Here is a 19538-nt window from a genome sequence, read left to right on the forward strand (position 1 = left end):
ATACCGCATCGCGCTCGCGCGGCGTGACACAGCGGCAGAGGGCTTGCATCGCGTGGAACAGGATCATGGCCGAATCAGATCAATTGGAAACATGGACCCATGATCGGTGTTCGGTATTAACGTGCCTTAACCATCTTGGTGAAAGATTCTTAATTTTCGTGGTCAGTGCGGGTTGCGTCGGGCGGTCGCCCGTTTTCAAGGGAGGGACGCCGTCCTTACATCATGTAATCGAGCAGGATCGAGATGCCCGCTGATTCGCGCGAGACCGGAGACGATATCGCTGACGCTGCTGCCGACCGGAAAGCAGGCTGCGACGCCGGCGGCCTGCAATAGACGCGTGCTCTCGCCATCGAGATTTCCGCCGACCACCACGGGCATGGCGGCGCCGCGTATGCGCAATTGCTCGAGCAGCTCGAGCACCAATGCGCCGTGCGCGCCGGACAGCGACGACACGCCGATCACGTCCGCCCGTGCCGCGATCGCCTGCGAGCAGACGTCGGCGGCCGGCGCGAACAGCGGGCTCGCGACGACATCGAAGCCCGCGTCGGTCAGGGCGGCGGCGACCACGCGTGCGCCACGGTCATGGCCGTCCTGGCCGAGCTTGGTCATCAACACGCGCGGCCGCCGGCCGAACGCCGCGCTCACGCGCGCGACCGCATCGCATGCGGCGCGCCATGCGGGGTCGTCCGACAGCGCATCGCGATAGACACCGGCGCCGACCTGCAGCGCCACCGTATGCCGCGGCCATACGGCTTCGAGCGCGCGCGTGCATTCGCCGACCGTCGCCCGCGCGCGCATGCAATCGATGGTCAACGCGAGCAGGTTGCCGTCGCCGTCGCGCGCCGCCCGTTCGAGCGCACGAAGCGCGGCGCCGACGCGCGCGATGTCGCGTTTCGCCTTCACGTCGGCTATCCGGAGCGCCTGGTGCCGTGCGACTTGCGCCGCATCGAGACCCGGCCCGCGCGCAGCGCCGCTCTCGTCCGGCGCATCGTCTTCCTGACGGTAGCCGTTCACGCCGACAATCGCGCGTTCGCCGCTTTCGATCTGCGCCTGCACTTCGAGCGCACATCGGTCGAGGCGCTCGCGCACCCATCCCGAGCGGATTGCGCCGACTATGCCGCCCTCGCCGTCGATCTCGTCGAGCAACGCGTGCACACGCGCGGCGATATCGGCGGTCAGCGATTCCATCATGTACGAGCCGGCCCACGGATCGATCACATCGCAAATGCCGGTTTCGTGCTGCAGCACCAGTTGCGTGTCGCGTGCGACGCGCGCGGACGCCGCGCACGGCAGCGCCAACGCTTCATCGTAGGCATTCGTGTGCAGCGACTGGGTTCCGCCGAACACCGCGGCGAGCGCTTCGACGGTGGTGCGCACGACATTGTTCAGCGGCTTTTGCGCGGTCAGCGACCAGCCCGACGTCTGGCAGTGCATGCGCAGCGCACGCGCACGGTCGGAACGCGCGCCACATTGGGCGGCAAGCGCCGACCAGACGAGCCGCGCCGCGCGCAGTTTCGCGATCTCCGCATAGAAATCGGTGCCGACGCCGAAGAAAAAGCTGATGTGCTCGCATACGTCGTCCGCGCCCATGCCGCGCTCGACGAGCGTGCGCACATACGCGCGCGCATCGGCCATCGTCAGCGCGAGTTCGAGAACCGGGTCGGCGCCCGCTTCCTGAAAGTGATAGCCCGACACCGATAGCGCATGAAAGCGCGGCGCATGACTCGCCAGATACTCGACGACGTCCGCCGCGATGCGTAACGACGGTTCGGGCGCGAAGATGCACGTATTGCGTGTGATGAACTCCTTGAGAATGTCGTTCTGAATCGTGCCGGTCAGTTGCGCCGCGGCCACGCCGCGCTCTTCGGCCGCGACGATGAATGCGGCCAGCACGGGCAGTACCGCGCCGTTCATCGTCATCGAGACCGAGGTGCGTACGAGCGCGATATCGGCGAAGAGCCGCGCCATGTCCTCGACAGTGTCGATCGCAACGCCGGTCACGCCGACATCGGCGGCCACCTGGGGATCGTCGGAGTCGTAGCCGCGCTGCGTCGGCAGATCGAACGCGACCGACAGGCCCTGCGCGCCCTCGGCAAGCGCGGTGCGAAACGCGAGGTTGGTGTCGGCCGCTTGCGCGTAGCCCGCGTACTGGCGGATCGTCCAGCGCCGACCGGTGTACATCGACGCATAGGGCCCGCGCACGAACGGCGCTTCGCCGGGCAGGCTGTCCAGATGGGCGAGACCTTCGGTGTCCGCGCGCGTGTAAAGCGGCTTGAGCGTAACGGCGCGGCGACGCCTGCGCCCGAACGATCGCTTCATCGGCGCCTCCAGTGTTTTTCGGTCATCACGTCGGCGATCTTGCGGCCATCGCTCGTGCGGCGCACTTCGCTCCAGTGCGCGATGCCGCGCTCGCCGCTGCGCTCGCCGATCACATGCACGGTCAGCGCATCGCCGAGGTCGACGTTGCCGTAGTAGTACAGCGCGCGGCTCGCGACGACCGGCGGCTCAGGGAAGCGATGGCGCTGCCACTCGGCACGATCGACGAACGACTGGAAGTTCGCGAAATACAGGAAATCCGCGCCGTTGAAGTCGCTGTTCGGGCACGGCAGGAACTCGGCGGGCGCGTAACCAGTGGCCGGCAAGTCGTCGGCAAGCGCCGCGTCGCCGGCGCGCATGCGCTTGCCGAGCTCGATCATCGGCACCGCTTCGTCGGGCACCGGGCTCAACTCGCCGCGCAGTGCCGACAGCGCGGCGCGCGCGACGCCGCGGTTGCCGCGCGCGCCGCCGCGCGTGACGAACGTCGACGACATCGATACCTGTGCAAGCGGCGCGCCGCCGCGTTGCACGCGATGCGTGCTCACATGCCGCACCGCGCCGGTCCGATGCAAGCTGCTGCCGATCTCGAACTCGTCGTTCTCGCCTAGCGAATCGAACCCAAACGCCTGCAGCCGGATCGCTGTAAATGCCGCGTACGAGCGGTGCCCGCCGTCGTCGCCGAAGTCGTGCGTCGCGCGGCCCGCATGCGCCGCGAGCGCTTCCCAATGCCGATGCCCGCACTCCTTGAGCAGCCAGTTCTCCGACAGACCTGTATACGTCAACTGCGGCATGCCGGCCCGATAGCGGTCGGGCGGCATCATGCGGCGAGGCTCGCGGACGTCGTCTGCGAAGCGGTCGCGGACGCGCGAATCGCATCGACCACGTGCTCGGCGTCGCGCGCGATGCCCGAGAAACGCCCGGAACCCCACGTATGCAGCCATGGCAAGCCGATGAAGTACAGCCCCGCTTGCGGCGTGATCCCGCGCGTGTGCGCCGGGTAGCCGCGCCCGTTGAACACCGGCGCGTCGAGCCAGCTGAAGTCCGGTGTAAAGCCGATGCACCAGATCACCGATGTGATGCCGCTCGCCGCAAGATCGAGCGACGTGCGCTCGTGCGGCGGCCGCCACACCGGCTGATACGCTGCGCCCGGCGGCGCGTCGATGCGTTGCCTGTCGATGAACGCGTCGATGCTCGCGTTGATGCGGTTGTACATGTCGTCGGCGCCGTCGAGGTTCGCGGTCAGATTCGGCGCGAATTGCAGACAGCCGTCGCGCAGATCGTCGAGCCGGCCATACAGCTCCATGCCTTCCTGCGCGAAACGCCGCAAGTCGATATCGCGGCCGCCGTCGCGGCCGGTCACATAGTGATTGGTATTGTCGCGCACGCCTTCGCGCAGCGGATGCTGTTCGACCGGCATATCGTAATAGCGCATGTCGGCGAGCCAGTCGACCACGTCGCGGCCGCGATAGAAGCGCGCGCAGCGCGGCGCCTCGCCGACCGCGAGATAGACCTTGCGGCCCGCGAGGTGCAAATCCTCCGCGATCTGCGCGCCGGACTGGCCCGAGCCGACCACCAGCACCGCGCCGTCGGGCAGGCTTTGCGGGTTGCGGTAAGCCGACGATTGCCATTGCGCGATTTCCGCCGGCAGCCGCTCGGCCATACGCGGCACGATCGGCGTGTGGTAACCGCCCGACGCCACCACCACGTGATCGGCGGTCCAGTTGCCGTTCGACGTAGCGACCGCGAAACGTCCGTCGGCCTGCCGCTTGACGCGTTTCACTTCGGTCTGCTCGAGCACCGGCGCATCGAGCTTCGCGATGAAACCGTCGAGATACGCGACGATCTCGTCCTTCTTCATGAAGCCGTGCGGATCGTCGCCGCGATACGGATGACCGGGCAGCGCGCACTGCCAGTTCGGCGTGACGAGACAGAACGTGTCCCAGCGCTGCGTGCGCCACGTGTGCGCGAGCGTCGCTTTTTCGATCACCAGATGATCGATGCCCGCTGCCTTCAGGTAGTAGCTGATCGATAGTCCAGCCTGTCCGCCGCCGATCACGATCACCGTGCGATGCGGCACGTCGCCTTCGGATGGCGACGCCAACGATACGTTCGACATGATGCTTGCCCTGTTCACGAGAGTTCGATCACTTTCACTTCGGCGGCCGGGTCGGCGGCAAAGCGGTCCGCATGCTGTTCGATCTGCGCGAGCTGGTCGAGCGCAGCCGAGCAGGCGAAGCCGTACTTTTCGCGCACGCGCTCGGAGCCGATATGCAGCGCCTCGCGGGCGCGCGACACAAAATCGGCAAGCGGATAGCGCTGGCCGGGGACGAAGAAGTCGGCGACCACCGTCGACGGCGAGTAGCAGTTGACCTCATCGCCGTCGGGCCATTGGACCCGGAAGTGCATGACTGGCATCAGGTTCTCCTCTGGATTGGAATTCAGGCCGGGGCCGGCTGCATGCAATCGCGATACAGCGCGAGATGGCGCAGCGCGCTCGCGCGCCAGCTGAAGCGTTGCAGCAGGGCGGACACCGCATCGGTGAAATCGATGCCGCGGCGATCGTCGAATGCCTGCTGCAGGGCCGCGGCAATGTTGTGTGCGTCGTGCGGCTGCGCCCAGTAGCAGACGCGTCCGTTCAGATACTCGGTGAACGGCGCGATCTGCGATACGACGACGGGCACGCCCGATGACAGCGCTTCGAGCACGACGAGGCCGAAGCCTTCGCGCAGCGAGACCATCGCGACCGCGTCGGCGCGCCGCATCAGCGCCGGAATCGCGTCGTCGTCGAGCGCGCCGGTGACGACGATCGCTTCGCCGAGGCCGATCGGCAAGCCCAGTTCGGCCGCACGCGCGGCGAAGCGACGCGTGTAGGCGTCGTGGTCGAGCAGGCTCGCCCCGCCCGCAATGACGAGCTGCGCGTTGCGCCGCGTCTTTCTGAGCATCGCAAACGCTTCGAGCAGTTGCAGCGTGTTCTTGCGTTCCTCGATACCGCCGACCGCGAGCACGACCGGGTCGCCGTGCACGCCGAGTTCGGCGGGCAGCATGACGTCGTCGAGTTCGCGCGCCGCGCGAAAACGCTGCACGTCGACGCCGTTGCTCACCGTGACGGCTTCGATGCCGAAGCGGGTTTTCATCGTCTGCGTCCACACTTCGCTCACGCAGAACACGGCGTCCGCATCGGCATAGGCGCGGCGCTGCCATTGCGCAAGACGTGGATCGCGAAAAGCGTCGAGATGGTGAACGGTGCGCACGAATCCGCGGATCGTGCCTTCGGCGCGTAGTTCGGCGAGCGCGTTGCCGCTGATGCTGTCCTGCGCGTGCAGCACGTCGAAGCCGGCCGGCGCCTGCGCGTGCAGCGTGGCTTGCAATGCGCTCTTCAATGCATCGATGCGTGTCTGCACCATCGATGCCGTATCGAGCGCGCGCGAGGCGACGTTCGCGAGCACGATGCGGCACGGCGACGGCCGGAACATCGGCGCATTGTCTTCGGTAGGGGCGAAAATCGTCACGTCGTGCCCTTCGGCGACGAGCGCGCGGCCGAGTTCGAGCGTATGCACGACGCCACCGCGCGGATTCACCGAATGCGTGAACAGGGCAATGCGCAAAGGCGTGTCGTTCATGCCGGCTCCTTGCGCGGCGCGTCGGCCGCTGGCGCGTTTGCGGCCTGGTTCGATGGCGCGCCGATAAACGGACTGTCCGCGAAATTCCACAGCAGCGCCGCGTGACCGGTCTGCGTGACGACCACTTCGTGCGAGGCGTCGACGGTGCCGATTGCCGCGCAGGCAAGACCGCGCTCGCGAAACCGCGCGAGCACCGCATCGACCTGCGGCTCGCGCACCGACAGCACGAAGCCGAAGCTCGGAAATGCGCTGAGCCAGCGCTCGAAGTCGACGCCGTCGGGGCAGGGGATCGCATCGAGATCGAGCCGCGCGCCGGTGCCCGAGCATTCGAGCAGCATCAGCGAGGTGCCCAGCACGCCGGCCATGCTGATGTCTTTCGCCGCATCGCATAGGCCGCTTTCGGCAAGCATCGGCAGCAGCTCGAGGTCGCCGCGCAAGCGTTCGGCCGGAGCGGCGACCGACGCATTCCAGAACGGGTACGGATCTTCGAAGCGGCCGCGCAGATCGACCGCCATCACGAGACGGTCGCCCGCGCGCGCGTTGAAACTCGACAGCAGCCGGCGCGCGCGCCCGACGATCGATACCGCGAGCTGCGGCTGCGCGCTGCGCGTATTGCTGTGGCCGCCGACCACCGGCACGCCATATGCGGACGAGGCGGCCGCGATACCGGCGAGCATCTCGCGCGCTCGTGCATGGCCGTCGCTCCACAGCGCATCGACGACGGCGAGCGGCCGTCCGCCCATCGCGTAGATATCGCTGACGTTGACCATCACGCTGCTATAGCCGGCGAACCACGGCATCGCTTCGACGAAATCGCTGACGAGCCCTTCGATGGCAAATAGCAGATAACCGTCGCGATCCGCGATGGCCGCGCAATCGTCGCCGACCGCAACGGCCTGCGCGAGCGCGGCGACGCCGCCAGGCATGCGCTCGGACAGCGACGCGACCACGTTCGCGATATCGGTTTTATGGCGAAAGCCGCGGCTGTCGCGCAGCCGTTGAACGAGCGCGTCGAGGCTCATGAACGCCCCCGCGCTCCGGACGTGACGAACCCGCTTTCGGGGGTGTGGCACGGCGGATACCAGGCGAGGTCCGCCTGCATCCGATGATGCAGCCGGCCGAACAGCGTCTCTTCGGCGACCGTTTGCCAATGCAGGCGCCGGAACAACGGCACGTTCTGACCTTGCACGTGCGCGAGAAACGTGTCGCAGCCGAGTGCGTGCGCGCTGCAGACGGCGAGCCGGATCAGCGTCGAACCGAGCCGTCCGTGCGAACGGAACGCCGCATGGACCGCGAGGCGCGAGCCGAGCCATTGGCGCGGCGCGGTCTCGTGAATCCGCACGGTGCCGACTACCTGCTCGGGCATGCCGGCGACGCAGCTCAGCGCGACGAGCAGCTTCGCGTGACCGTCGATTTCATCGCGGTCGTCGCCGACGAAAATGCCCTGCTCGATGCAGAACACGGCGCGCCGCAGCGCATACGCGCCGTCGCTTTCCCACGGCAGTGTCGCCCACTTGATGCGATATTCGGCCGGCGTGAATTCAAGCGGCGGCGCGGCGTCGGCCAGATCGAAAGTGTCGCAATACATGGCTCAGGCCTCGTACGATGCAAGCGACGAACACGCGCCGCATTTGCCGCAACCGGCCTTGATATCGGCGGAACGCATCTGTGCGGCGCCCAGCATCGCACCGAGCGGCGCGAGGATCGACTTCATGAATTCCGGCGTCGGTGCGGGATGATCTTCGAGCGGCGTGCCGCTGATCGGCACGAACGGCACGACGAACGGATAGACGCCGAGTGCGATCAGTTCGCGCGACATCGACAGGATCGCGTCCGCGCTGTCGCCGAGGCCCGCGAGAATATACGTGCTGACCTGGCCGCGGCCGAACACTGCCACGGCGGCTCGGAACGCTTCCATGTAGCGCGACACCGGCACGCTCGCCTTGCCGGGCATGATGCGTTCGCGAACCGCCGGCGTGACTGCTTCGAGATGCATGCCTAGCGTATCGACGCCGCTGGCCTTCATGCGCTCGAACCAGCGGTCGTCGTCGGGCGGCTCGCATTGCGCCTGGATCGGCAGGTCGACGGCCGCCTTGATCGCGAAGGCGCTTTCGCAAAGGATCCGCGCGCCGCGATCGGGCGTCGGCGGCGTGCCGGTGGTCAGCACCATATGCTTGACGCCGTCGAGCAGCACGGCGGCGCGCGCGACTTCGGCAAGCTGCTCCGGTGTCTTGCGCGCAATCGTGCGGCCTGCCGCGAGCGACTGGCCGATCGCGCAGAATTTGCAGCTTTTCTTGCGGCTTTCATAGCGAATGCAGGTTTGCAATACGGTCGTTGCGAGCACGTCGGTGCCGTGCAGCGTCGCGATATGCGAATAGGGCACGCCGTCAAGCGTTTGCAGCCGCGTGAAACGCGGCGCCTGCGCGAAGCCGACGGTGGCGATCGGAATCGTGCCGCGCATCAGCGTGCTCCGGCCCGACGCATCGGGCACGCCGGCGACGAACGGCGAATCCCACGCGGAACTCGTATGGACCGGCACCATGATCGTCACGCCGTCGACGATCACGGCCTTGTGATCCGACGGGCCCGCGCCGCCGCGGCGGCTCGCGGCACCCGCGTGCGGGTCGACCAGACGCAGGCCGGCCGATTGCAGTTCGGTGCGCAGCTCGATCATGCGCTGCTCGCCCGCATGCGTGTCAACCGGCGACAGGTTCGTGCTGGCGTTCATGCGCGCCTCCTGGAGTGGGATCGGTGGCCGCCGTCGACGGCTCGGCGGATGCGGCGACTTGCATCGGACCGGATGCAGGTCCGAAGCTGGGTTGAAGCGCGGCTCCGAAGGCCGGTCCGGATGCAGCGGCAGCCATCGGCATCGAGGTCGTCGCCGGCCGGTCGTTGATCGCGAGGCTCAGCAGTTCGGGACGCGCGTAATGGCCGACCGAATCCATCATCCGTTTGCGCTTGGTGATCAGCGTCATATCGAGGTCCGCGATCACCATGCCTTCGCCCTCGCGCAGCGGCGGCGCCAGATGCTGCCCTTCGGGCGACACGATCGCCGCATGGCAGCCGCCGCGCAACGCTTTTTGCAGCTTCGGATCGGCGCTCACCGATTCGATCTGCGCGTCGGTGAGCCAGCCCGTCGAGTTGACGACGAAGCAGCCGGATTCGAGCGCATGGTGGCGGATCGTCACGTCGATCTGCTCGGAGAAAATCGGTCCGACGAGCGAGCCGGGAAACTGGCTGCAATGGATTTCCTCGTGCTGGGTCATCAGCGCATAGCGGGCGAGGGGGTTGTAATGCTCCCAGCACGCGAGTGCGCCGACGCGCGCATATTCGGTCTGCACGACTTTCAGACCCGCCGCGTCGCCCTGGCCCCAGATCATCCGCTCGTGAAACGTCGGCGTGAGCTTGCGGCGCTTGAGCGCGAGACGGCCGTCCGTGTCGAACACGAGCTGCGTGTTGTACAGGCTGCCGTAATCGCGCTCGTTCACACCGAGCACGACGACCATGCGGTGGCGCCGCGCGCGTTCCGCGACTGCCTGCGTGACCGGGCCCGGCACCGCCACCGCGTGCTCGTAGAGGCGCATGTGATCGGCGCCCGACGCAACCGGCGGACGCACGAACGAAAAGTACGGGTAGTACGGCACGAAGGTCTCGGGAAAGACGGCGAGCTGCACGCCTTTCGCCGCGGCTTCGTCGAGCGCGTCGCACACCTTGTCGAGCGTGCCGCCGGGCCGCTCCAGGTCGGGCGCGATCTGCACCGCGGCCGCACGGATGATTCGCTGGTCGGACATGACGATCCCCGTCAGACGGTCCACGTATGGATGATCAGTGCGTCTTCCTTGCGATGCATCAGCTGGAGATCGAGCACGTCGAGCGGATTGATCGGCCGGATGCCTTCGATCAGCGACGCTTCGCCGTGGCCGTACAGCGCCTGCAAGGCGAAACGGCACGCATAGACCTTGCCGCCTTCTTCCATGAACTTCATCAGCTGCTTGTTGAAGTTCAGATGGCCGGGAAACGCTTCGTCGCCGAGTGTCGGAAAACCGCGCTGCAGACCGAGCGTGACGCCCGGGCCGTATAGCAGCACCGACGTATCGAAGCCTTTGCGCTGCAAGCGCGTGGCTTGCAGCAGGTTGACGAAGCCGATCGAGCCTTCGAATGCGACGGTATGAAACGTGACGAGCGCCTTTTCGCCGGGCTCGGCTTTGACGTCGGGAAACACTTTCTCTTCGTAGTCGACCAGATAATCGCCTTTCTGATGCAACGGTTGCGTGACGGCTGGCATGGCGCGTTCTCCAGTAAATCGCATGAGGAATCGAGTGAACCGGTCCGCATGAATGGGTTGACCGGCGCGCTTGATAACGCAACGGATATGCCAATTTCCGGCGCGGTTCATGCAATCAATTGCCGATCAATCAGCGCCGAAACGTTCGAGAGCCCCGAAAATTTCTTCGCAACGCTTGCTGGATGGGGCTTTGCGGCTGATTGCATCGATTGCGTGCGCACCGTCTCAGCGCAATGGCGATGCGCGTTGTGCGTGGGCGTGGTGCGCGATCTCCCGCAAACGTGCACTGATGCGATCAATCCGATCAGGCCGCGCGGCAGATGGAGAAATATTGTTTTCCGGTGCGGACGTCGTGTTACTTTTTAGCGAACCGTTTTTAGCGAACCGTTTTTAGCGAACCGTTTTTAGCGAACCGTTTTTAGCGAACCGTTTTTAGCGTCCCGTTAAGGAATGCATATCGTGAACAGTCTCACGCATCATTGGCTCAAGCGGCTGACTGAAAGCCGTAAGCCTGCCTATCTCGTGATTCCGGATCTGATCGAGGAAGACCTCGCGAGCGGACGTCTGCGTCCGCGCGACCGCCTGCCCGGATTGCGCGATCTGGCCTGCGCACTGCAACTGAACTACACGACGATTGCGCGCGCCTATGCGGAGGCGCGCAAGCGCGGGTTGCTCGATGCGCGAGCGGGCAGCGGCACATTCGTGCGAGGGCGCACGCAGACCTTGCCGCTTGCGGGCGGCAGCAGCGTCGAGATGTCGATGAACATGCCGCCTGAGCCGCCCGAACTGGTCGCGCGTCTGCGCGATTCGGCATCGCGGCTTTTTGCGCAGGCGGACCCGTACCGGCTGTTGCGCTATCAGGATTTCGGCGGCGCGCCCGATGACCGCGCGGCGGGCCGCACGTGGCTCAAGGACCGGCTGCCCGATTGCACGGAAGACACGGTGCTCGTTTGCCCCGGCATTCATAGCGCGCTGGTTGCGCTCGTCTCGCAACTCGCGCGGCCCGGCGAAACGATCTGCCTCGATACGCTTGCCTATCCGGGCATCAAGGCGATCGCTTCGCAACTGGGCGTACGCCTGCAGCCGTTGCCGCGCGACGACGAGGGCCCGTTGCCGCACGCGTTCGAAGCGCTATGCAAGAGCGAGAAGCCTGGCGCGTTCTATTGCAACCCGACCTTGCAGAATCCGAGCACATTGACGCTGTCGACGCAGAGGCGCGAAGCGCTCGCCGATGTCGCCTTGCGCTACAGCGTGCCGATCGTCGAAGACGACGCGTACGGCTGGCTGCCGGCACGCAAGCCGATCGCACTGGCAACGCTTGCACCTGATCTGACCTACTACGTGACCGGATTCTCGAAGACGCTCGGGGCGGGGCTGCGTGTCGCTTATCTTCGCGCGCCGAATGCGCGGCAGGCACAGCGCGTGTCGGGTGCATTACGCGCAACCACCGTGATGCCCAGTCCCTTCACGGTGATGCTCGCGACGCAGTGGGTCAACGACGGCACCGCGCACGAAATGCTATCGGCGATCCGCGGCGAAGCGAATGCGCGTCAAGGCATCGCGGCGGAAGAACTGGACCAGTGGCGGTACGATGCGCAGACCGACGGCTTTCATCTGTGGCTCGAGATTCCATCGTGCTGCAACTGGAGCGCGCCGGAGCTTGCGCTGCAACTGCGCAACCAGGGCGTCGGCACGGTGGCGGGCGCGGCGTTTTCGACCGACGGCAATCCGCCCAATGCGATTCGCGTGTGTCTCGGCGGCCCTCAGGATCGCGACGACTGCCGCGAGGCGCTGAAACGCGTCGCCGAAACGCTCAGGGATCCACATCATCTGCATATGCCGATGATGTGATCTGACTGAGAATCCGCAACCCCGCCCAGACCCGACTGCCGACGCAATACAAAACTCGCACTGGCGTTTTAACGTCGGTGGGAAGAAGCACGTCATCGACTGCCGTTGGCCACGCCGCGCACGTCGCACGTCGCTCCGCGTGTAACCACATAACATGTGTTTTACGAGGTATCGAGCCGCCGGTACTGTAAAAGCACGGCGCGATTCGCGACAGCGAACGACGGGCAATTCTGGAACGTTTGGCGACGGAGTGTGCGCAAAATACCGCAAGGACATCAATTATATCCGGAATTGATACGGCGGCTTCACATTCGCCCGCCTGTTCGCAACGTCCTGCGAGGCCTACCATGCGCTGACGATACTGACGGAGCGAGCAGAAAATGTCGAGCACAGCCAGCGTGTTTCCGTATGGACAAAGACGATGTCACTGAAACGGAATATCGAAACGTACATTCGCGCCAAGGACGGAAATCGGCCGCATCTGCTCATCGACGCCTTCGCAGAAAACGCGGAACTGTCCATGCTCGTCAAAACGCCGGACATTGCGTTTCCTTCGAGCGTGCATGGCCGGGACGCGATCGGGTCGGTGCTCGTGCGCGAGTTTGCCGCCCGATACGAAAACGTCTACACGTTCTGCGTCAGTGATACGCCTTCGGACACGGAAGCGTTCGTATGCGACTGGCTCGTCTGCATGACAGAAAAAGCAGGCGGTGCGGCGCGATTGGGATTCGGCCAGTACGAGTGGCGTAGTGCCGCGGGCCTCGTGGTCAGGCTGGGTATTTCGATCGAAGAGATGCGCGTGCTGGATAAGGACATCGCAGCGCCAATCCTCGCGTGGGCGCAAACGAGGCCGTATCCGTGGTGCACGCTGACGCAGTTGACCGCCGACATGCCGCCGGTCGCTGCGTTGCAGCGTGTCGCTCGCCTGCTCGCAGAACGCACGCGCCCGACCTGAGCCCTGGTTCGACAGGAGACCCCGATGAACGATACGCGCGTGAAACCCTCTACGGCGCTCGCCATGGCGCAGGCGTTCGCGCAGGGGAGCGCCGATCCGGTTGCCGTGACGGCCGCGGCGCTCGAGCAGGCGCGCAGCAGACGCACGACTTTCATTTCGGTAGTCGCCGCGGATCGGGCATTGAAACAGGCGGAAGAAGCGGCCGAACGCTGGCGCCGGAAAATGCCGCTCAGCGTGCTCGATGGCGTGCCGATTGCGTGGAAAGACCTCTTCGATCTTGCCGGGCTCGCCACCACGGCGGGTTCTGCGACGCGGGCCGCAAACGCGCCGGCAGCGTCGAATGCAGCGCTCGTCGCGCGGGCCGAACAGGCCGGCATGATCTCCGTGGGCAAGACAAACCTCAGCGAATTCGCCTATTCGGGACTGGGCTTGAATCCGCATTTCGGTACGCCGACCAACCCCGATATCGATCATGGCCTGCGCGTCCCGGGCGGGTCTTCGTCGGGCGCGGCAATCTCCGTTGCAACAGGAGTCGTGCCGATTTCCGTCGGGACCGATACGGCCGGCTCGATCCGGATTCCCTCGGCATTCAACGGCCTTACCGGTTACAGAGCCAGCATCGGCCGTTATTCACGTGCGGGAATGGTTGGCCTTTCCGCCACGCTCGACACCATCGGCCCGATCGCCAACACGGTGTCCGATTGCGTCGCGTTCGACGCCGCAGTGCAAGGCGTGCCTTTTCGCAACGCAAACCGTGGTCTGCGCAACGAGCGATTCGTCATCGACCCTTCGCTATTCGAACGATATGCGGTGTCCGATGCAGTCGCGTCGCGCTTCAGTGCTTTTATCGAACGCTTGCGGGAAAGTGGCGCACGCGTCGACGAGCGTGCTTTCGCGGCGCTCGCCGAAGTTCATCGGGTCGTTGCAGCGAAGGGATGGATCGGTGCAATCGAGGCGTTCGAAACGCATCGAGCCTTGCTTGATTCGGAGGCCGCGGCCACGCTCGATGCCCGTGTTCGCGATCGCCTTGAGCTTGCCCGGCATGTTCCATCGTCAAGGCGCGACGAACTGCTGGCGCTAAGAGAGCGGCTACAAGCGATGTTTGCGCGCGAGTTGCAGGAGGCGACCTTGATCGTGCCGACGGTCAGCCATACGCCGCCGCTGCTCGCGCCGCTCGAGGCAGACCCGGAGCTGTTCGCGGCGGTCAATATGAAAACACTGGCGATGACGATGCCCGCAAGCTTTCTCGATGCGCCGGTCGTCGCCATGCCGTCGGGCGCCGACAGCCATTGCTTGCCGACCGGCGTCCAGCTGATCCGTCGCTCGAACGACGATGACACGTTGTTGAGCATCGCACAGCAGGTAGAGCGGCACATGCAAGCTTCCTGAACTGAGGAGAGAGTGGAGATGCCCAAGGAAATTCTCGTTGCGTTCGGTGTCGATGTCGACGCGGTAGCCGGCTGGCTCGGGTCATACGGCGGAGATGATTCTCCGAACGACATATCCCGTGGTCTTTTCGCGGGTGAAATTGGCTCGATGCGTCTGCTCGACCTGTTCGAGCGAAGAAAGATCAAAACCACGTGGTTCGTTCCCGGGCATTCGATCGATACGTTCCCCACGCAGATGCAGGCGGTCGCGGCGGCGGGCCATGAGATCGGCATTCACGGCTACAGCCATGAGAATCCGATCGCGATGACGCCCGAGCAGGAAGAGGCGGTGCTCGACCGGAGCATCGCGCTGGTTACGTCCCTGACGGGCCGGCCGCCGGCCGGCTACGTCGCGCCATGGTGGGAGCTGAGCCCCATCACCCACGAGCTTCTGCTCAGGAAGGGCGTCAAATACGATCACAGCCTGATGCACAAGGATTTCGAACCGTACTTCGTGCGGGTTGGCGATTCGTGGACGAAGATCGACTATACGAAGCACCCCGATGCATGGATGAAGCCACTCGTGCGCGGTAGCGAAACCAGCCTGGTCGAGATTCCGGCCAGCTGGTATCTCGACGATCTGCCGCCAATGATGTTCATCAAAAAGGCGCCCAACAGCCACGGTTTCGTCAACCCGCGCGATATCGAATCGCTGTGGCGCGACCAGTTCGACTGGGTCTACCGGGAGATGGATTACGCGGTTTTTCCGATGACTATCCATCCGGACGTATCAGGCCGTCCGCAGGTTCTGCTGATGCTCGAGCGGCTCATCGACTACTTCGCGGAGCATGACGGCGTGCGGTTCGTGACGTTCGAACAGATCGCGGACGATTTCCTGCGCAGGACGCCGCGCAAACCGGGCTGAAAGCGGGTTCGATATCACTCGATGGTGGAAGGAGCTGGTGATGGATCAGACTACGAACGCGCATGCCGCGCATGAAGACGGCATTGCTTCCGCGCTCGCGAACTTTGCGATCGGCATGACGCTCGACGATGTCCCCGACGAGGTGCGGCAGCGCGCGAAATACCTGATGCTCGATGCGCTCGGGCTTGCCTATGCCACGAAGCGCTATCCGTTCACGAAGGTCACGCTCGCCGCCATGCTATCGCTCGGGAGCGGATCTTCGACAGTGATCGGACATGGGCGAATCCTGCAGGCGAGAGACGCCATGGTCATGAACGGGCTGCTCGTGCACGGACTCGACTTCGACGATACCCATATGGGCGGCGTGATTCACGCAACGGCGAGCCTGTTCCCGTGCACGCTCGGCACGGCCGAACTGCAAGGCGCTAGCGGCGCGCAAGTGCTTGCTGCCTACATCGCCGGAGTGGAAGTCGGTGCGCGCCTCACGTCGGCAGGCAAGGGCGGGTTCCACGAGGTCGGCTTCAATCCCACCGGCGTGATCGGCACGTTCGCGAGCGCCGTCGCGGCTTCGCGCCTCGCGGGCCTGACCGCGCAGCAAGCCTGGATGGCACAGGGCATCGCGCTATCGATGGCCAGCGGCAGCCAGGCGTTCCTGCAGGGCGGGGCCTGGTCGAAGCGCATACAGCCGGGCTGGGCGGCCGCGGCGGGAATGACTGCCGCCACGCTTGCGAAGCACGGCTTCATCGGTCCGAAGGCGCCTTATGAGGGGAGGTTCGGTCTGTTCACGAGCTATCTCGGAGAGACGCGAGCCGCGGCGGACCTCGCACTGGCGACGAGCGAACTCGGACAGACGTGGCAAACCATGGAAGTGGCCGTCAAACCTATCCCTGCCTGCGTGTTCGCCCATGCGGCGATCGATGCCGCCATCATTCTGCACGGACAATGGCAGCGCGAGCGCGATGAACGCGGCGCGGCCGCCATCGAGGCGGTAAAGCGCGTGCGCGTCAAGGTGCCGCGCGAGGTCGTGAAGACCGTCTGCGAGCCCGTGGAGGCAAAACGGCGGCCTGCCAATGCGTATGAGGCCCAGTTCAGCATCCCCTATGTGGTGGCGACGGGTCTGCTGAAAGGGGCATTTACGCTTCGGGAACTGGACGACGACGCAGTAGCCGACCCGCAAGTTCTCGCGCTCGCGACGAAGGTCGACTATGAGGTCGACCCCGATACGACGTTCCCGCGTCATCACACGGGCGAGGTCATCGTCGAGTTTGCCGACGGGCGCCGTCTCGCGCATCGCGAAAGCGTCAACCGCGGCAGTGCCGATCGACCGCTCGGCAACGATGAAGTTGCCGAAAAGTACCGGTCGAACGTGAGCGGCGTTCTTTCCCCGGCACAGGCGAGTCGGATTCAGGACGCGGTTCTCGCGATCGATCGGCAACCGCTCGGCGATCTGCTCAAGCTTCTTGCCGAACCGGTTTGACACGGAAGAACGCGTTGCCGCTCTCGCCACGCGCGATACTTCTTTCATACCCCTCGCGCAACTGCACCATGTTTGTGCCTGCGTTGCCGCGATAGACAACGCTACGGCGCATGGGGTCCATCTCACACTGATCGAGTATCGCGCGCCGGACGCAATCGGGGTAGCCGCGCCGCTGCGCCCTCATTCCACATTCGACCTGGCTGAACATAGGTAACGAACATCGCTTGCACGCGAATCGCTTCGCGCCTCGGGCGCTGCGAGCGTACGTACGTTTATGCGTGCGTGCACGGAATAGAGTTTATGCGACGACTGTTCTCTGAAACAGCAGGGCATTGTCCCCAGGAAAATCTCATTGCAGGAAACGCCGCGAATGAAGTCGTCGAAACCTTATAACGCTAAGAATAACTTATTGATGTCGCACAGCGTTATGTCGACTTCACTTGCAGTTTGAGAGGTCGCGCGCGACCCAGGTAGGGGTGTCAAAGATGAAGCTGGTTTGCGCATGGATCCCGGCAGCGTCGCTCGATGCGTTGCGCGATGTGCTGGTGGCGACAGGCGTCAAGGGCATGACGGTAAGCGCCGCGGCAGGCCGGCCAGACGAAGCGGTCGGATGCATGGTTGAAACGGTGATCGACGATGCGCTACTCAACGCCGTCGTGGAGACCATTCTTGCCGTATGTGGCGAGGACACGCCCGGTAACGTTCCTATGCGAATTTCAGACGTTCTTTATGGTGTGCGGATTCGCAATGCCGAACGCGTGACAGAACGATGACAAGCGAAGGATCAACAGGAGATATCGCAGATGCAGTCTACGAAGGTCCATGAAATTTACCGGCCGTCTTTGACGGTGCCGGCAACGATCGGAGCTGTTTCGACGCCGTGTTTTCCGGTCGCGGGCGTCGCGCTGGCGGGGCGCTTATGAACAGGCCACAGATGAGAACCGTACAGAAAAGCGCCGCTGCCGAAGTGGCCGAAGCGACCACTTCGGCGCCGGAAGACGTTCAGGAGGAAACGCTCTACCGGTTTTTCCTCGAGCCGGGACAGACGGATCTGACCGTCAGGAACATCGCGGAGCGGCTTCAGGCCGCCGGCATTCTTGCGGATGATCCACGCGCAAAAGACGTGTTCGCGCGCCTGAACGCGGCGGGAGGTGCGCGCGCGACACTATCCGTCGACGAATTCCGTATGCTGTTCGCGATCAACCCGAGTCTGTTTCGCCGCGTCGTGGAAGATTCGCTGGCCATACCGGATTGGAACCCGTTCTGCCGATCGATTGGCGATATCTTCCATGAAGCAGGGCGGGCGAAAGGCGGCAAGGTGGCAGCCTACATTCCCGAACTCGCGCGCGTTCCGGCAGATAAGTTCGGCCTGAGCATTTGCAGCGTCGACGGACAGCGAGCGCACTATGGCGACGCCGAAGAGCCGTTCAGCATTCAGTCGATCTCGAAGACCGTCAGTTACTGCCTCGCGTGCGAGGAAGTCGGCGCGCACGCGCTTCATCAGCGCATCGGCCGCGAGCCTAGCGGACATTCGTTCAATGCGATTACGCTCGATGCCCAGCGGCGCCCGCACAATCCGATGATCAATGCCGGCGCGATCGCCAGCTGTTCGTTGATCAAAAGCGATCAGTCGGCGTCGACGCGTTTTGCGCATGTGTTCGACGTATGGAAGCAGCTGACGGCCGACCGCCATGTCTCGTTCAACAATACGGTGTTTCTGTCCGAGCGCGATTCGGCGGACCGCAACTTCGCGCTCGCGTATTTCCTGCGGGAAAACGCCGCCCTGCCGGCCGGCACGAGTATCACCGCAACGCTCGATTTCTATTTTCAGTGCTGCTCGGTGGAATTGACCTGCGACTCGATGGCGGTCGCGGCTGCCACGCTTGCAAACGGCGGCGTCAACCCGTTGACGGGCGAGCGGGTGTTTTCGACGGACACGGTGAAGAACTGTCTTTCGCTGATGCATTCGTGCGGCATGTACGACTTCTCCGGCGAGTTCGCGTTCCTGATCGGCGTGCCCGCGAAATCAGGCGTCGGCGGCGGGATCATGGTGGTCATACCGAAGGTGCTCGGGCTGTGCGTCTGGTCGCCTCCGCTCGACGAGCACGGCAATAGCGTACGGGGCATCGAGTTCTGCACGCTGCTCACGTCGAAATTCTCGTTTCACAATTTCGACATCGTGAGCGGCGCCAGCGGCGAAAAGATCGACCCGACACGCCGCAAGGCGGCGACCGCGAACGCGCGCATCGTCGACCTGTGCTGGGCCGCGGCCAAAGGCGATACGAAGGAAATCCAGCGGCTCGTGGCGTCCGGCATCGACATCAACGGCGCGGATTACGACGGACGGACGGCGCTGCACATCGCGGCGTCCGAAGGTCAGGCAGTCGCGGTCCAGTACATATTGCAGAACGGCGGCAACCGTGACGCAAAGGACCGTTGGGGCAACACTCCGTTAAAGGATGCGCGGCGCAGCGGTAATGCCGGCATCGCGGAGCTTTTCAATGATTGAAGGATGGTTATGAACAAAAGTAAAAGCGCGGCGGTCATGCAGTTGATCAGTGAAGAAAAGGTCAAGTTTGTCGACTTCCGTTTCACCGACACGCGCGGCAAGGAACAGCACGTCTCGGTGCCGGTGTCGGCATTCGACGACGACAAGTTCGAAAGTGGCCATGCGTTCGACGGTTCCTCGATTGCCGGCTGGAAGGGCATCGAAGCATCGGACATGCTGCTCGTGCCGGATCC

The 19538-nt window shown here is 64.5% G+C and carries 19 protein-coding genes; 9 read left to right on the top strand and 10 right to left on the bottom strand.

Annotated features, from left to right (window positions below):
• Positions 1-195 precede the first annotated feature (195 nt).
• The 10 genes from scpA to QYH69_RS06520 are packed head-to-tail and all read right to left on the bottom strand — an operon-like array spanning position 196 to position 10221.
• Positions 196-2319 carry a methylmalonyl-CoA mutase gene (gene scpA, locus QYH69_RS06475; RefSeq protein WP_308831055.1) on the bottom strand — a complete coding sequence of 708 codons (2124 nt, stop codon included), beginning with the start codon at positions 2317-2319 and terminating at the stop codon, positions 196-198.
• Entirely contained in the window at positions 2316-3137 is an 822-nt protein-coding gene (locus tag QYH69_RS06480; RefSeq protein ID WP_374992359.1) for a Pnap_2097 family protein, read from the bottom strand. The genes scpA and QYH69_RS06480 overlap by 4 nt, the downstream gene beginning before the upstream one ends.
• Complete coding sequence (locus tag QYH69_RS06485; RefSeq protein WP_308831056.1) at positions 3134-4432, bottom strand: MSMEG_0569 family flavin-dependent oxidoreductase; 1299 nt, start codon at positions 4430-4432, stop codon at positions 3134-3136. The genes QYH69_RS06480 and QYH69_RS06485 overlap by 4 nt, the downstream gene beginning before the upstream one ends.
• A 14-nt stretch (positions 4433-4446) precedes the next feature.
• Complete coding sequence (locus QYH69_RS06490) at positions 4447-4731, bottom strand: MSMEG_0570 family nitrogen starvation response protein (protein WP_308831057.1); 285 nt, start codon at positions 4729-4731, stop codon at positions 4447-4449.
• Between the two features lie 23 nt (positions 4732-4754).
• Positions 4755-5936, bottom strand: coding sequence for an MSMEG_0565 family glycosyltransferase (locus QYH69_RS06495; RefSeq protein WP_308831058.1), 1182 nt, complete (start codon positions 5934-5936; stop codon positions 4755-4757).
• Positions 5933-6958 carry a sll0787 family AIR synthase-like protein gene (locus QYH69_RS06500; RefSeq protein ID WP_308831059.1) on the bottom strand — a complete coding sequence of 342 codons (1026 nt, stop codon included), beginning with the start codon at positions 6956-6958 and terminating at the stop codon, positions 5933-5935. The genes QYH69_RS06495 and QYH69_RS06500 overlap by 4 nt, the downstream gene beginning before the upstream one ends.
• Positions 6955-7524 (bottom strand): MSMEG_0567/Sll0786 family nitrogen starvation N-acetyltransferase, encoded by a 570-nt coding sequence (locus QYH69_RS06505; protein WP_308831060.1) that lies wholly within the window; start codon positions 7522-7524, stop codon positions 6955-6957. The genes QYH69_RS06500 and QYH69_RS06505 overlap by 4 nt, the downstream gene beginning before the upstream one ends.
• A 3-nt stretch (positions 7525-7527) precedes the next feature.
• The gene (locus QYH69_RS06510; RefSeq protein ID WP_308831061.1) at positions 7528-8664 is read right to left on the bottom strand and encodes an MSMEG_0568 family radical SAM protein; all 1137 of its coding nucleotides are present in this window, start codon (positions 8662-8664) and stop codon (positions 7528-7530) included.
• Positions 8633-9727 carry a Nit6803 family nitrilase gene (locus QYH69_RS06515; RefSeq protein WP_308831062.1) on the bottom strand — a complete coding sequence of 365 codons (1095 nt, stop codon included), beginning with the start codon at positions 9725-9727 and terminating at the stop codon, positions 8633-8635. Before QYH69_RS06515 ends, QYH69_RS06510 begins: the two co-directional genes overlap by 32 nt.
• Positions 9728-9738: 11 nt before the next feature.
• Positions 9739-10221, bottom strand: coding sequence for an MSMEG_0572/Sll0783 family nitrogen starvation response protein (locus QYH69_RS06520; protein ID WP_075160505.1), 483 nt, complete (start codon positions 10219-10221; stop codon positions 9739-9741).
• Between the two features lie 48 nt (positions 10222-10269).
• On the opposite strand from QYH69_RS06520, the gene QYH69_RS06525 reads away from it, so the two are divergent.
• The 9 genes from QYH69_RS06525 to QYH69_RS06565 all read left to right on the top strand — a co-directional run.
• On the top strand, positions 10270-10587 hold the full coding sequence (locus tag QYH69_RS06525) for a hypothetical protein (protein WP_308831063.1): 318 nt from the start codon (positions 10270-10272) through the stop codon (positions 10585-10587).
• Positions 10588-10680: 93 nt separating this feature from the next.
• Positions 10681-12072, top strand: a complete 1392-nt coding sequence (locus QYH69_RS06530) for a PLP-dependent aminotransferase family protein (RefSeq protein ID WP_308831064.1) — start codon at positions 10681-10683, stop codon at positions 12070-12072.
• 421 nt (positions 12073-12493) lie between these two features.
• Positions 12494-13027, top strand: a complete 534-nt coding sequence (locus tag QYH69_RS06535; protein WP_308831065.1) for a hypothetical protein — start codon at positions 12494-12496, stop codon at positions 13025-13027.
• 24 nt (positions 13028-13051) lie between these two features.
• A complete protein-coding gene (locus tag QYH69_RS06540) occupies positions 13052-14416 on the top strand; it encodes an amidase family protein (RefSeq protein WP_308831066.1) in 1365 nt (454 codons plus the stop codon).
• 18 nt (positions 14417-14434) lie between these two features.
• The gene (locus QYH69_RS06545) at positions 14435-15319 is read left to right on the top strand and encodes a polysaccharide deacetylase (protein ID WP_308831067.1); all 885 of its coding nucleotides are present in this window, start codon (positions 14435-14437) and stop codon (positions 15317-15319) included.
• Between the two features lie 40 nt (positions 15320-15359).
• Positions 15360-16796 (top strand): MmgE/PrpD family protein, encoded by a 1437-nt coding sequence (locus QYH69_RS06550; protein ID WP_308831068.1) that lies wholly within the window; start codon positions 15360-15362, stop codon positions 16794-16796.
• A gap of 530 nt (positions 16797-17326) precedes the next feature.
• Positions 17327-17569 (top strand): hypothetical protein, encoded by a 243-nt coding sequence (locus QYH69_RS06555; RefSeq protein ID WP_308831069.1) that lies wholly within the window; start codon positions 17327-17329, stop codon positions 17567-17569.
• 161 nt (positions 17570-17730) lie between these two features.
• Entirely contained in the window at positions 17731-19305 is a 1575-nt protein-coding gene (gene glsA / locus QYH69_RS06560) for a glutaminase A (protein WP_308831070.1), read from the top strand.
• A 9-nt stretch (positions 19306-19314) separates the two neighbouring features.
• A partial coding sequence (locus tag QYH69_RS06565; protein WP_308831071.1) for a glutamine synthetase occupies positions 19315-19538 on the top strand: 224 nt, incomplete at its 3' end.

The organism is Paraburkholderia sp. SARCC-3016 (assembly GCF_031119615.1).
GTDB lineage: Bacteria > Pseudomonadota > Gammaproteobacteria > Burkholderiales > Burkholderiaceae > Paraburkholderia.